Below are 12546 nucleotides of genomic sequence, written 5' to 3'. Positions count from 1 at the left end.
ATTATAAATTAAAAGGGTGTCCAGTTACGCTCTTTTTTTGATTTTAGGAATGATTTTGAGCATTCGTTTAGGGAGATAGATAATATGTCATATTTAGCTTTATACAGGAAATGGAGACCTCTGCTTTTTGAAGATGTGGTTGAGCAGGAGCATGTAGTTAAGACGCTTAAAAACAGTGTAGTTACAGATCATATAGCACATGCATACCTGTTTTGCGGTACAAGGGGTACAGGAAAAACTACAATGGCCAAAATCTTTTCTAGGGCTATAAACTGTTTGAATCCTAAGGCTGGCGATCCCTGTAATGAGTGTGATATATGCAAGGGGATTCTTTCGGGCAGTATCATGGATGTTATAGAAATAGACGCGGCATCAAACAACAGCGTTGATAATGTGAGGGAAATAAGGGATGAGGTGATTTATAGACCATCTCAGGCCAGATTTAAGGTTTATATAATAGACGAGGTACATATGCTTTCTACCGGAGCATTTAATGCCTTGCTTAAGACACTTGAGGAGCCGCCGTCACATGTGGTTTTTATTCTTGCTACAACAGAGCCTCACAAGCTGCCTGCGACAATTTTGTCAAGGTGTCAGAGGTATGATTTCAGAAGGATACCAATTGACAGCATAGTGAAAAGATTAGAGACTATTTCCAGTTCAAGCGGGGTTGTGCTGGATCCGGAGGCTTCCAGGCTTATTGCCAAGCTATCCGACGGTGCATTAAGAGATGCAATAAGTATACTTGACCAGTGTATTTCACAAGGGGATAAAAATATTACTTACGAGCATACCTTGAAGGTTGTGGGAATTGTCAACGACACTTTTATTTCAGAATTTGTAGAAGCAATCAGGGACAGAAATATAAATAGAATACTTGCTCTTATAGATGAGCTTATTATGGCCGGAAAAGATATTTCCAAGTTTTTGTCCGATTTGATATTTTACTATAGAAATCTTTTAGTTTGTAAGCTTACGGACAAGCCTGAGGAAGTAATAGATGTTATGAATGATGTGCTTGATACAATGAAAAAGCAGAGCGGTTTTTTTTCTAAGGAAGAGATCATGCTTACAATTAGGGAATTTTCATCATTGGAGGCTAATATAAAATGGTCGAAGCATCCTCGGATTCTTTTTGAGCTATCCTTGATAAAAATATGTGACAGCAATTTTAACAAACTTCAGGATGATATTATCGAAAGGCTCTCCATACTTGAAAACAAACTGCAGAACGGTGAATTCAGTAAAATGGAGAGTTTCTCAGGTAATGGAGGGATAAAAAACGGCAGCGATCAAGTGGTGGATAAGAAGGAAGCTAAAAAGCCAGTCTCATCACAACATGAAAATGTTGACGTATCTAAAGTTGATATTAACTCTCTAAAGTCGATAGACTGCTGGGAGCAAATAATTGATGACTTTAGGAAAATGGGAAGAATGGTTCTTTATGCAAATTTGTTGGATACAAAAGCAATAGAGCTGGGAAGTAAGACTATTGGCGTTGTGCTGGGGCCGGGAAAAGGGCTTGCCAAGACAATTCTGTCCAAGGCTGAAAACATTGAGTTCATTGAGAATGCTTTAAAAGAAAGATTGGGTAGGGATGTAAAGGCAAAGTGTTTTGATGAGGATAGTCTTGGAGACAATATGGAAAAGGAAAAAAAGGACGAGGATGAGCTAGCCCGGGAATTAGTGGACAAGTTTGAAATGCCGGTAAATATCATTGATGAATAATATTGCTGTAGAATTTTGTGCAGAATATAAGAAAATTTCAAAATACGAAGAAACTCCTGACAAAAGTTTATGAAATACTATTTGTCAGGAGCTTTTTATTGTCTAATGATATATATCTATCACTAAGCGATTGTCTGGCCAAACACTTTACCGATAACTATTACATCGGCCATATTTATTGCACCGTCATCAGTCAGATCGTATGCAGGTTTGAATTTGCTTTCTCCGGAAACTGCACCAAAAGCAGTAGCCATGAGAATAACGTCTGCCATATTAACTACTTTGTCACCGTTTAAATCAGGTGTTTTTATTGCTGACGAAGGAGTTGGCGTCGACGTAGGAGTTACAGTAGGTCCAACTGACGGTTTAGCTGTTGCAGAGAAGGTGAACCAGTCAAGGTTAACGGGGCCAGTGAACTTCAAGACTATCTTGTTGACTCCTGTTACCTTGTTGATACCGGTAGAACTTTCAGTGTAAACATTCCAACCACCTGTTGAGTTAACATATAGAGTACCCAAAAGCGTGCCGGTTTCACTATTTAACCGTACCTCGATATTTGTGGTGGATTGTGATCCTGATGCAACTCTGGCTCTGAATAAGGTTGAGCCTGCAGTACCGAAATCCACATTGCTGTATGTAACATAGTTTCCGTTAGATATGTATCCCAAATTGACTGTACCATCTTCGTTAACGGATTTTTCTATAGTCGCTGCACTTACAGATGAATAATTCTCAGCCTCAATAACTTTCATTGCATCCCTCACTGTTAAGTCAGGTGTGGGTGTAGGTGTTGGAGTAAATGTCGGCAATGGAGTTACCGTGGATTTTAAATACTCCCTTAGCCATTTAAGTGCAGGACGTTCTTCGTTTCTAAGTGTAAGTAGATGTGTTTGCTCTTTCCATGTAGTTCCTTCGATATATCCCCAAAGGGTTATGCCTTTTACTCCAGTATGTTCCCACAAAACAGGGAATTTTTCCTTGTATCTGGCTAACTGGGTAGCGTCATCGCCGGTCATGTCAAGCTCGGAAACGTATATTGGAAGTCCTGTAGCAGCCAATGAATTTAGAACGCTTCTCATTGTGCTTGTTGTAACAGTATCCATATTGAATTGGTGGCACTGTATGCCTATACCGTCAATAAGGTTTCTGTCTTTAAGTAATTTAATAATATTTAAATAGTTGTTAGTTGCACCTGGATCGCTTATGATTCCATACTCATTAATGAGGAGCTTTCCCTTAAATCTCTTTCTTGCTTCCTGGAATGACCAGATAACCCAGTCCCAACCGGTAGAACCGTTGCCGCCTATTGCATCTTTAAAAGATGGCGGCTGATGTAAAGGTTCGTTTACAACATCAATGAACTCCGAATCTCCGTATTTTTCTGCAACAGCATCCATCCACTCCAATACTTCTTCTTTCTTTTCAGCGTTAGGGATACTTGTCATCCATGTAGGCTCCTGACTTCCCCATACTAAAGTGTGGAATTTGAATGGATATTTGTTGGTTTTGCAATAATCATAGATAAGATCAACGTTAGCCCAGTTCATTTTGTCGCGAGTTTCCTCAACTGGACCCCATTTGCTCGCATTTTCAGGTGTTACCTGATTCCAATAGGTAGAAAAACCTGCCGGAATTTTGCTGGCAATAACATTACCTAGAAACTTTTCGCCACTAACAAGCTCTGCATTGGCTTGCTGTGATACTGGGAATTGCAATCCTGCCATTAAAGAAACAGATAATGCTACGGCCGTAAAGCTTTTTAAAGCCTTTTTAAGCTTCATAAATTTACCCCCTTAAATAAAATTAGATAGTTTTACATAATATACTTATATATATATATTATACGCAACTTCCCCCCCCCTTCAATAGATTTTGATAGAAATATTTATGAAAATCAAATATAATATAACTATAACAAGCATTTGAGAAATATTGTGACGCATATTTTTTGGAGAGGAGTGGTAGATTAACGATTGAGAAATTGTGGTGGTATATACCATAATTTGACAGAAATTAAAAAATGAAAGAGACATTTACTAATAAATACTATACCATACTACATATCAAATTCCATCATATAATATTCAATTCTATACTTGTTTCTGTTTCTTCATTAATAATTATTGTTTAAGTTTAATTAATATTTTGTAGAAAGGGGATTGTTTTAATGAAAAAGACAATATCTTTACTTGTGATGTTCTCGATATTTGTAGGAATGCTGGTACCGCAAGCATCGTACAGTGCCGCCTCAAATTTCAACTATGGGGAAGCATTGCAAAAATCGTTGATTTTTTATGAGTTCCAGAGATCGGGTAAGCTTCCGGATGACAAAAGGGATAACTGGCGTGGAGATTCTACTACGACAGATGGTGCCGATGCAGGACTAGACCTTACAGGAGGGTGGTTTGATGCAGGTGACCATGTCAAGTTCAATCTGCCTATGGCCTATACCCTTGCAATGTTGGCATGGAGCGTTTATGAAGATAAGGATGCATATGTTAAAAGCGGTCAGTACAAATATGTTATGGACAGCATCAAATGGGCAGCAGATTATTTTATTAAATGCCATCCATCTCCTAATGTTTACTATTTCCAGGTGGGTGACGGTATTTCTGACCATAACTGGTGGGGAGCACCCGAAGTTATGACATTGAAAAGACCTTCATATAAAGCTACTACTTCCAGTGGTGCTTCAACGGTATCCGCAGAAACAGCAGCGGCTTTGGCTGCTACTTCCATTGTGTTTAAGGATGTGGATCCTACATATGCGGCAAATTGTTTAAAGCATGCAAAGGAGCTTTTCGCATTTGCAGAATCCACAAAGAGTGATGCGGCATATTCACCTGTAGCAGATAATTTCTATAAATCCCACAGCTCCTTCTGGGATGAATTCTCATGGGCAGGAACATGGATTTATCTTGCAGGAGGGGATTCGTCATTCCTTGATAAGGCTGAATCCTACGTAGGAAACTGGGGTACCGAAATGGGAACAACCACTATAAAATATAAGTGGGCTCATTGCTGGGATGATGTACATATTGGGGCATCCTTATTGCTTGCAAGGATTACAAAGAAAGATATCTATAAGAAAGTAATGGAAAACCATCTGGACTGGCTTACAACTGGTGCTAATGGAGAACGTGCAAAGTATTCGCCAAAGGGAATGGTCTTTATAGATGGATGGGGATCTTTGCGATATGCTACAACTTGTGCTTTTATAGCAGATCTCTATGCTGATTCAGCAGAATGTCCAACTTCAAAGACCGCTACTTATAGGTCTTTTGCCAAGACTCAGGTGGATTATGCACTTGGAAGCACAGGAAGAAGTTATGTGGTAGGATATGGTACCAACCCGCCTCAGCATCCTCATCACAGGGCAGCACACGGATCATGGGGAGATAACTTTAATATACCCGACAAACACAGGCATATATTATATGGAGCACTTGTAGGTGGACCAGGCGTTTCTGACGATTATGATGATAGCACAAACAACTATACCAACAATGAGGTTGCATGTGACTATAACGCAGGATTTGCTGCGGTTTTGGCAAGAATGTATGACAAGTTTGGCGGTGAGCCAATAAGCGGATTTAATGCAATTGAGAAGCCTGGGCTTGAGGTATATATCAGTGGGTCAGCAACCTCTTCAGACAGCAAGACAGATTTCAAGGTAATGCTTTATAATAAATCAGCATGGCCGGCACGTTCTTACAACAACCTTTCGTTCAAATATTTCATGGATCTTTCAGAAGTTTATGCTGCAGGACGTACATACAAAGATGTTACTGTAACAATTAACTACGCAGAGGGAGGAAAATCCGGCGGAATATTCCCATATGATGAATCAAAACATATATACTATGCACTCATTGACTTTAACGGAGTAACTGTTGTCCCAGGTGGAGCCATTTCTTTCAGAAAAGAAGCTCAGGTAGTGCTTGCAGGACCTTCAGGGGTTAAATGGGATGGAACTAACGACTACTCATATAAGGGCTTTGCGGCAGGGACTGAGGATAACCCCAATATGCCTGTTTATGCCAGCGGAAAACTCCTTTATGGTATTGAGCCTGACGGCACAAGACCAAGCACACAGATTCCGTCGACAACCCCTACTCCTTCAACCCCCACACCGGTTTCACCTACTCCGTTTGTAACCGGATTGCCTCGTGACTATAGCAGTGTATCAGGATATGTTTCACCGGAGTCGGCTGTTTCATCTACAAGCTCTGAGTTGAAGGCAGGATTTACTGTTACTGTTGAAGGAACATCGTTTAAGGCAGTAACTGATGATAAGGGTTATTTTTATATTCCGAATATTAAATTACCGTCTTCATCAAATTACATATTCAGCCTGCTTATCAGCAAGTCCGGCTTCCTGACAAGGAAAATAGACAACCTGCAAGGTTCATTTGTATACTTTGTAGGCACTTCATCGGCACCTGCCGTTATGTGGGCGGGAGACATACCTGTAAATGGTGTCTCGGATAATGCTATAAACATAAAGGATGTTGTAGAGATTTCCAAAGTGTTTAACTCTATATCCACTGACGCGAAATACAATCCCGATTGTGATTTAAACAAGGACGGATCTATTAACATGAGCGATGTTATTGTTGTAGCCAAATACTTTGGAAAGGTATCAAGTGATTATAGTCCGGTAAGTATTTCCAAGATTACGGCTTAAATTTGTGATTGTATAAATAATTCATATTGATATAAGCAAGACACTTGCGGCTGGCCAGCAGCTTATTAGTCGCAGGTGTCTTGTATTTTTATGAATAATTTTTCATGAATAATTTATTAAATTTATTAAATTTTTAAAACTTAAGTTGTATATGTTTTAGTGATTACTGTATAATATAAATGTTCAAGATAATATATAGGAGGAATTATAATGGGTAAAGGTGGATTCCCCGGTTTTGGGGGCAACATGAATAACTTGTTAAAGCAAGCTCAAAAGATGCAAAAGGATATGGAAAAAGTTCAGGAGGATGTTCACCAGAAGACAGTGGAAGTAACTGCAGGCGGTGGAGCAATAACTGTAGTTGTTTCCGGCAAAAAAGAATTGGTTAAAATTGATATAAAGCCTGAGGTTGTAGATCCCGATGATGTAGAAATGCTTCAAGACCTCATTATAGCATCAGTTAACGAGGCTATAAGAAAAGCGGATGAAATGGTAAATGCAGAAATGAGTAAGGTTGCAGGTGGCCTTAACGGATTCCCGGGATTGTTTTAGTAGGAGATAAATAATGAATTATTATTCAGCTCCAGTAGCCAGGCTAATTGAAGAGTTTGAAAAGCTGCCCGGTATAGGGCATAAGACAGCACAAAGGTTGGCATTTCATGTTTTGAACATGCCTATGGAAAAGGCTGAAGGCTTGTCCGGAGCAATTATTGATGCCAAGCTGAAGACCAAGTATTGTTCTGTGTGCAACAATCTGACGGATATAGATCCTTGCGGGATATGCAGTGGTACTTCAAGGGATAATACTACCATATGTGTTGTTGAAAATCCCCGTGATGTTGTTGCAATGGAGAAAACAAGAGAGTTCAAGGGATTATACCACGTTCTGCATGGGGCAATTTCCCCTATGGATGGAGTAGGACCTGAGGATATAAAAATAAAGGAGTTGTTGGTGAGAATTGGACAAGGCAGTATTAAAGAGGTAATACTTGCTACAAACCCCAATATTGAGGGTGAAGCAACTGCCATGTATATTTCCAAACTCTTAAAACCTCTTGGAATCAGGACCAGCAGAATAGCACACGGTTTACCTGTCGGCGGTGATTTGGAATATGCAGATGAAGTAACATTGGCAAAGGCCTTAGAGGGCCGCAGGGAGCTTTAGTGTAGAGAGATTTGTAGTCATGGGAAAAGTGCGATAGAAATTGCATTTGAACCGTGGCTTTTTTATTTGGTTTTAAGGATTAAGTGAAAAGATTATGGATACAGGGATTTGATGGATCCTTATAATCGAGTATATAGTAATGTCTATCTGAAGCTATACAAATTTTTATTCTTTCTTTCATTCTTTATCTGATACATAAGCTTATCACTGATTTCAATGTAGTCTTTTACCTTTTTTCCTGTTTCCGGCGGCAGAACTTGATATCCATAACTTGCAGTAATGCGGAATTCCAGCATATTATCCCTGCATAAAAGGTCCAGTATGGTTGTAAATCGTTTTATAAAGTCGTCAAATATCTCCTGCGAATAGTCATTGCCAATAATATAAAACTCATCGCCGCCAACCCTGGCAATAAGCTCATTTTGGCGAGAAGCCTTCTTAAGTGCACTGGCCAGAAGTACGATTGCCTGATCTCCAACTGAATGTCCATGATGATCATTTATATATTTAAGACCATCCATATCCATGACCATAAAAAGCATATCTTTCTGATTTTTAACAGCGTTCTGATAGATGTCTTCGGAAAGAAGCTCATATCCTCTTCTGTTGTACACTCCTGTCAATTGGTCTCTGATATTTAGTTCCTCCAAATTGGAGATTAGTGAATTGATCTTAGTTTTATTTAACATAGCCTCCATTGCTGTTGCCAAATTTACTGCAAATAATGCAGCAAAACTGGTAGAAGTCGCATGATTTTTGTAGGAGACTGTTAAATACCCAAATAGATGTTTTTCAAAATGTATATCAATAAATTGGCATATTATCGGTTCATCATTATAGCTGTCCGTATCAATTATATTCTTTGCCGGAATGCAGAAATCTTCCTTATATATCGGTTCTTTTGGATTGATACGATCCACGGAAGCCGCCACATAAATAGTATCCGTAATCATTTGGATTGGTTCCTCATAGGATCTTACGCCTTTATCGTTTTGATATAGACAAAGACTTACCCTATGAGAATCCTTAAAATCGTGGACAAAGGTGTAAAATATCTTTCGTATATCCATTATTGTGCCTGCCTTCATGTTTTCCAAAATGATAACAAACATATCTACAAATGTGGTATCCATAAGATAACTGTATTCCTGTAACAGGGTGCTGCGCTTTTTTAATGCTTCATGTAAATCTTCAGGCGCACAGCCGCAAGAGTTATTACAAAACAGGCCAGGTTCAACTTTAAATACTTTTTCCTGGGAACAACCATTTAAAGCATTATCAATTATGTGAACGGATTGAACTGCGATGTCTGCTATTGGAAAACCTACTGTTGTAATAGAAGGGATATGAACAGATGTCTTCCAGATATTGTCAAAGCCAGAGATTGCAATATCACCTGGAATATTAATTCCTCTTTTGATCAATGCATCACAAAGCCCGATAGCCATATAATCATTAGCACAGACTATGGCTTGGGGAAGTTTCTCTTCTACTGTTAAAAAATAACCTGCTGCTTCATTGCAATACGTGGTCCAAAAATCACCTTCAAAAACATATTTTTCATCATATGGCAGCTGATATTCTTTCATAAACTTTTTGTAACTTGCAAGCCGGGTAATGGCATCAGGATGATTCAATGGGCCGGACATGTAGTAAATCCTGGTAAAACCATGATCCAGCACAAAATGCCTCATGACCATTTCAATTCCCTTTCCATGATCAAGCTGGAGATGATAACCGCCTTCTTTCTTGGCTGCCTTATGTACTACCGGACAAGTTGTTCTATTGTCAATGCGGCTGTATATTTCATCAAGAAAGCTGGGAATTACAAAGATATCATCCAATATAATAATGCCATCCAATTCTTCAAACGGTATAATATCTAAAAGTCCTATTTCACCTTTTCCATAAGCTTCAGACATAGATATCTTACCGACAAAATTAAATATTGCCACATTATAGCCTAGCTTTTCTGCTTCCCTTGAAACAGACGGTATAAACAAACTTGGGTATTCGTTATGAAAACCGCTTACAAATAATCCTATAGTTTTCCTACCATTATGAAACAATATGTCATCCCCCTTCATACAAAAGGTATTTCAGTTGAAGCAAGTATAAACGCGAGAACTGGCAAAATTTATATAAATATATTCGATTATATTCGATATTTTTTTAAATAATCCTTCTATTTAGGGTATGGCTAAAAAACCAGAAAAGGAACATTAAATATTTTCATACAGACCACAAGATAAATAAATGCTATAATCCATGAAAGTATGGGTTTCTTATGGTGCAGAGCAATTAATGGAAATTGGATAGTATTATGCAAAAGTGACCACCATATATTCCATCCATTGGAATACTCTATTGTATTAAACTTTAAGTTAATAAGTTCTAAAGCCATATAAATTCCTATCCACATACTGTTATAAGCAATTTGACTATATAGTTTCTTAGGGTAATGGGATAAGAATATTAATGTAGTGGGAAAGAAACAACCAAATATTAATAGCAGTTCATCAAGTGGGGATATTAAAAAATTAGTTGGAAAGTCCCACAAAGGCTTATCACTAAACACAGCAATATAAATTAAATCCGCCATACCGACAAAACACATAGTAGGATAGTACTTTTTCCAATTTTTCCAATCTCCCCATTTATAGGCACTTACTAAAAATATAGAAACTGATATAATTCTTATCAGAATATAATTCATTTATTTCACCTTTATGCATTCTATTCATGCTCTGCCAAGTGTAAGAGTGTTAAAACTTTAATGTGCAAAAGCTTACATTTATTAACTTGAATTATATATAAAATAATAAACATAGTATGTGGTGTATAGAAAACAATTATGTTGTTAAATTAATCTGCATTTTTACTAGAGATGATTTTATTTTGTTCTTCGTATTTCAGAAAATAGGCATATGGGGTAATGAATGGAAATTATTCTTGGCTCAACGTGGGGACATGGCTTTTTTATTTGATATATGTTATTATTTTGGTATTGTTAATTATGCTTTATATTTAAGAATAAGGGGGGGTTCAATGAATAAGAATGATCGTCCATCCATTAAGATACAATTCTCACTACTGGAAAAAGTCCTCGAAGGAATAAGTATTTTTTGTATTGGAGCTATCATTGTAGTTCTTTTTATAAACTGGATGAGCCTGCCGGACAGAATACCGATTCATTTCGGTATTTCGGGAAGCCCCGATTCATGGGGAGACAAAATCAAATTGATTTATATTCCCATTGTTATGATTTTTATATACGTAATGCTGACACTAGTGGCAAGATTTCCGCATACCTTTAATTATCTTGTTGAGATAACCCAGGATAATGCAAAGTTTCAATACCAAAATGCGAGAAAAATGATACTATGGCTTAAGGCGGAAATTATTATTGTTTTTGGATATATCGAGTGGATAACCATACTGGTTGCCCACAATAGGAAGCCTGGAATGGATGTGTGGTTTCTTCCTGTGTTTTTGATCTTATTGTTTGGAACAGTTATATATCACTTTTTAAAAATGATTAGAAATAGGTAAGGGGGCAAAGCAATTGATCTATTTTGTTAAATTTATTTATCAAACATTTATACTGCCGCCGGGCATATTTATTGTAGCACTGCTTCTGATAACAATATATGCCTTTAGGAAAAAATCAAGGGTTTGGCCTGTGTTCCTGAGTTTAGCTATATTTTTGTACCTATCCTCCATTCCCTTGGTAAGCGATAGGATTATTCACACAATGGAAAAGAGATATACTCCTCCGGTAGAGGCAAGAGGGGATGTAATCATAATGCTTGGAGGAGGGGCTACTTCCGATACTCCGGGGGTTAACGGGCCGGGACATTTATCAGGATATGCTGCCAACCGGCTGCTTACATGTGCACAACTGTACAGGAAACTTGAGGTACCTATAATTATATCAGGAGGAAGTGTGGAGGGTGTTACAGGTTCTGATGCAGTTGTAGGGAGAAGAATTCTTATGGGACTTGGAGTACCGGAGGATAAGATAATAACAGAGAGTGAAAGCCGTAATACCACAGAGAATGCAAATTTGACAAAAGATGTTTTGAACAGGTACTCGTTTAAAAGTCCGATTTTAGTGACTTCTGCATTTCATATGCATAGGTCTGTAATACAATTTGAAAAGATGAACATTGATGTGATACCATATCCAACTGATTATCAGACCAATTTAAAAACTCATTTTATTTTAAATGATCTGGTGCCTAATGCAGAGGCACTATCAAAAATAAATCTTACAGTGAAAGAATATTTGGGTATTCTGGTGTCCAAATGGTATTAATTAAAAAATTTTACAGCAGGACAAGGAGACATATATGAAGTTACTTTTGATTTCTGACATTCATGGATCGCTGTTTTACGCTAAGAAAGCCATCGAGGCGTTTCACAAGGAAGAAGCGGAATTTATCGCTATACTTGGAGATGAGCTGTATCACGGAGCTAGAAATCCATTGCCTGTAGAATACAACCCAAAAGGAGTAGCAGAGCTCTTAAACGGATATTCAGATAAAATTATTGCAGTCAGAGGGAATTGCGACAGTGAGGTAGATGAAATGGTGTTGGATTACCCCATAATGGCTGCATACTCAACTATATTATATGGGCAAAAAAGGATTTTCCTGACACATGGGCATATTTATAATGAGAACAATTTACCAAAGCTTTCTAAAGGTGATGTTTTTGTTTATGGACACACACATGTTCCGAAGGCAGATAATGTGAACCAAATTTACATTATTAATCCAGGCTCCATTACATTTCCTAAGGAAGAAAGTCCAAATTCCTATGCGGTATTATTCAATAACATGATTGAAATTAAAGATTTTGAAGGTAATATTTATAAAAATATTAAGCTTATTTAAGGGAAAACTTGTATGAGTATTAATAATTTTAAGTTGAATATTAATAATATTAATATTCCTATTGACAA

10 protein-coding genes are annotated in these 12546 nt (G+C 37.7%); 7 read left to right on the top strand and 3 right to left on the bottom strand.

Annotated features, from left to right (window positions below; translation table 11 throughout):
- Window positions 1–84: 84 nt before the first annotated feature.
- Window positions 85–1728: a DNA polymerase III subunit gamma/tau gene (gene dnaX, locus VIO64_RS16475; protein WP_331920219.1), complete on the top strand. Its 1644-nt coding sequence runs from the start codon at window positions 85–87 to the stop codon at window positions 1726–1728.
- Window positions 1729–1850: 122 nt separating this feature from the next.
- Here the strand turns inward: dnaX and VIO64_RS16470 are convergent, their stop codons facing one another.
- Window positions 1851–3509, bottom strand: coding sequence for an endo-1,4-beta-xylanase (locus VIO64_RS16470; RefSeq protein WP_331920217.1), 1659 nt, complete (start codon window positions 3507–3509; stop codon window positions 1851–1853).
- Between the two features lie 386 nt (window positions 3510–3895).
- On the opposite strand from VIO64_RS16470, the gene VIO64_RS16465 reads away from it, so the two are divergent.
- The 3 genes from VIO64_RS16465 (at window position 3896) to recR (ending at window position 7580) form a co-directional block, all read left to right on the top strand.
- Window positions 3896–6415 carry a glycoside hydrolase family 9 protein gene (locus tag VIO64_RS16465; RefSeq protein ID WP_331920215.1) on the top strand — a complete coding sequence of 840 codons (2520 nt, stop codon included), beginning with the start codon at window positions 3896–3898 and terminating at the stop codon, window positions 6413–6415.
- A 210-nt stretch (window positions 6416–6625) separates the two neighbouring features.
- A complete protein-coding gene (locus VIO64_RS16460; protein ID WP_331920214.1) occupies window positions 6626–6967 on the top strand; it encodes a YbaB/EbfC family nucleoid-associated protein in 342 nt (113 codons plus the stop codon).
- Between the two features lie 13 nt (window positions 6968–6980).
- Window positions 6981–7580: a recombination mediator RecR gene (gene recR, locus VIO64_RS16455; RefSeq protein ID WP_331920212.1), complete on the top strand. Its 600-nt coding sequence runs from the start codon at window positions 6981–6983 to the stop codon at window positions 7578–7580.
- A 143-nt stretch (window positions 7581–7723) separates the two neighbouring features.
- On the opposite strand, the gene VIO64_RS16450 is transcribed toward recR, so the two are convergent.
- Both VIO64_RS16450 and VIO64_RS23140 read right to left on the bottom strand, forming a co-directional pair.
- Complete coding sequence (locus VIO64_RS16450; protein ID WP_331920210.1) at window positions 7724–9649, bottom strand: GGDEF domain-containing protein; 1926 nt, start codon at window positions 9647–9649, stop codon at window positions 7724–7726.
- Window positions 9650–9780: 131 nt separating this feature from the next.
- Window positions 9781–10296, bottom strand: a complete 516-nt coding sequence (locus tag VIO64_RS23140) for a CBO0543 family protein (RefSeq protein ID WP_414705295.1) — start codon at window positions 10294–10296, stop codon at window positions 9781–9783.
- Between the two features lie 332 nt (window positions 10297–10628).
- Here VIO64_RS23140 and VIO64_RS16445 point away from each other — a divergent pair, with 332 nt between their 5' ends.
- Genes VIO64_RS16445 through yfcE form a run of 3 tightly spaced genes read left to right on the top strand, consistent with a single transcriptional unit; the run spans window position 10629 to window position 12478 of the window.
- A complete protein-coding gene (locus tag VIO64_RS16445; RefSeq protein ID WP_331920208.1) occupies window positions 10629–11132 on the top strand; it encodes a DUF1648 domain-containing protein in 504 nt (167 codons plus the stop codon).
- A gap of 13 nt (window positions 11133–11145) precedes the next feature.
- Entirely contained in the window at window positions 11146–11898 is a 753-nt protein-coding gene (locus VIO64_RS16440) for a YdcF family protein (protein ID WP_331920206.1), read from the top strand.
- A 34-nt stretch (window positions 11899–11932) separates the two neighbouring features.
- Window positions 11933–12478 (top strand): phosphodiesterase, encoded by a 546-nt coding sequence (gene yfcE / locus VIO64_RS16435; protein ID WP_331920204.1) that lies wholly within the window; start codon window positions 11933–11935, stop codon window positions 12476–12478.
- Window positions 12479–12546 lie beyond the last annotated feature (68 nt).

The organism is Pseudobacteroides sp., from assembly GCF_036567765.1.
Lineage (GTDB): Bacteria > Bacillota > Clostridia > Acetivibrionales > DSM-2933 > Pseudobacteroides.
The sequence above is the reverse complement of the archived record's forward strand: the minus strand, read 5'-3'. Positions and strand labels throughout refer to the sequence as shown.

Bases quoted from the DNA above. Each gene is read 5' to 3' on its own strand.
- VIO64_RS16445 (WP_331920208.1), top strand. From the start codon at position 10,629: ATGAATAAGAATGATCGTCCATCCATTAAGATACAATTCTCACTACTG.
- yfcE (WP_331920204.1), top strand. From the start codon at position 11,933: ATGAAGTTACTTTTGATTTCTGACATTCATGGATCGCTGTTTTACGCT.
- recR (WP_331920212.1), top strand. From the start codon at position 6,981: ATGAATTATTATTCAGCTCCAGTAGCCAGGCTAATTGAAGAGTTTGAA.
- dnaX (WP_331920219.1), top strand. From the start codon at position 85: ATGTCATATTTAGCTTTATACAGGAAATGGAGACCTCTGCTTTTTGAA.
- VIO64_RS16465 (WP_331920215.1), top strand. From the start codon at position 3,896: ATGAAAAAGACAATATCTTTACTTGTGATGTTCTCGATATTTGTAGGA.
- VIO64_RS16460 (WP_331920214.1), top strand. From the start codon at position 6,626: ATGGGTAAAGGTGGATTCCCCGGTTTTGGGGGCAACATGAATAACTTG.
- VIO64_RS23140 (WP_414705295.1), bottom strand. From the start codon at position 10,296: ATGAATTATATTCTGATAAGAATTATATCAGTTTCTATATTTTTAGTA.
- VIO64_RS16470 (WP_331920217.1), bottom strand. From the start codon at position 3,509: ATGAAGCTTAAAAAGGCTTTAAAAAGCTTTACGGCCGTAGCATTATCT.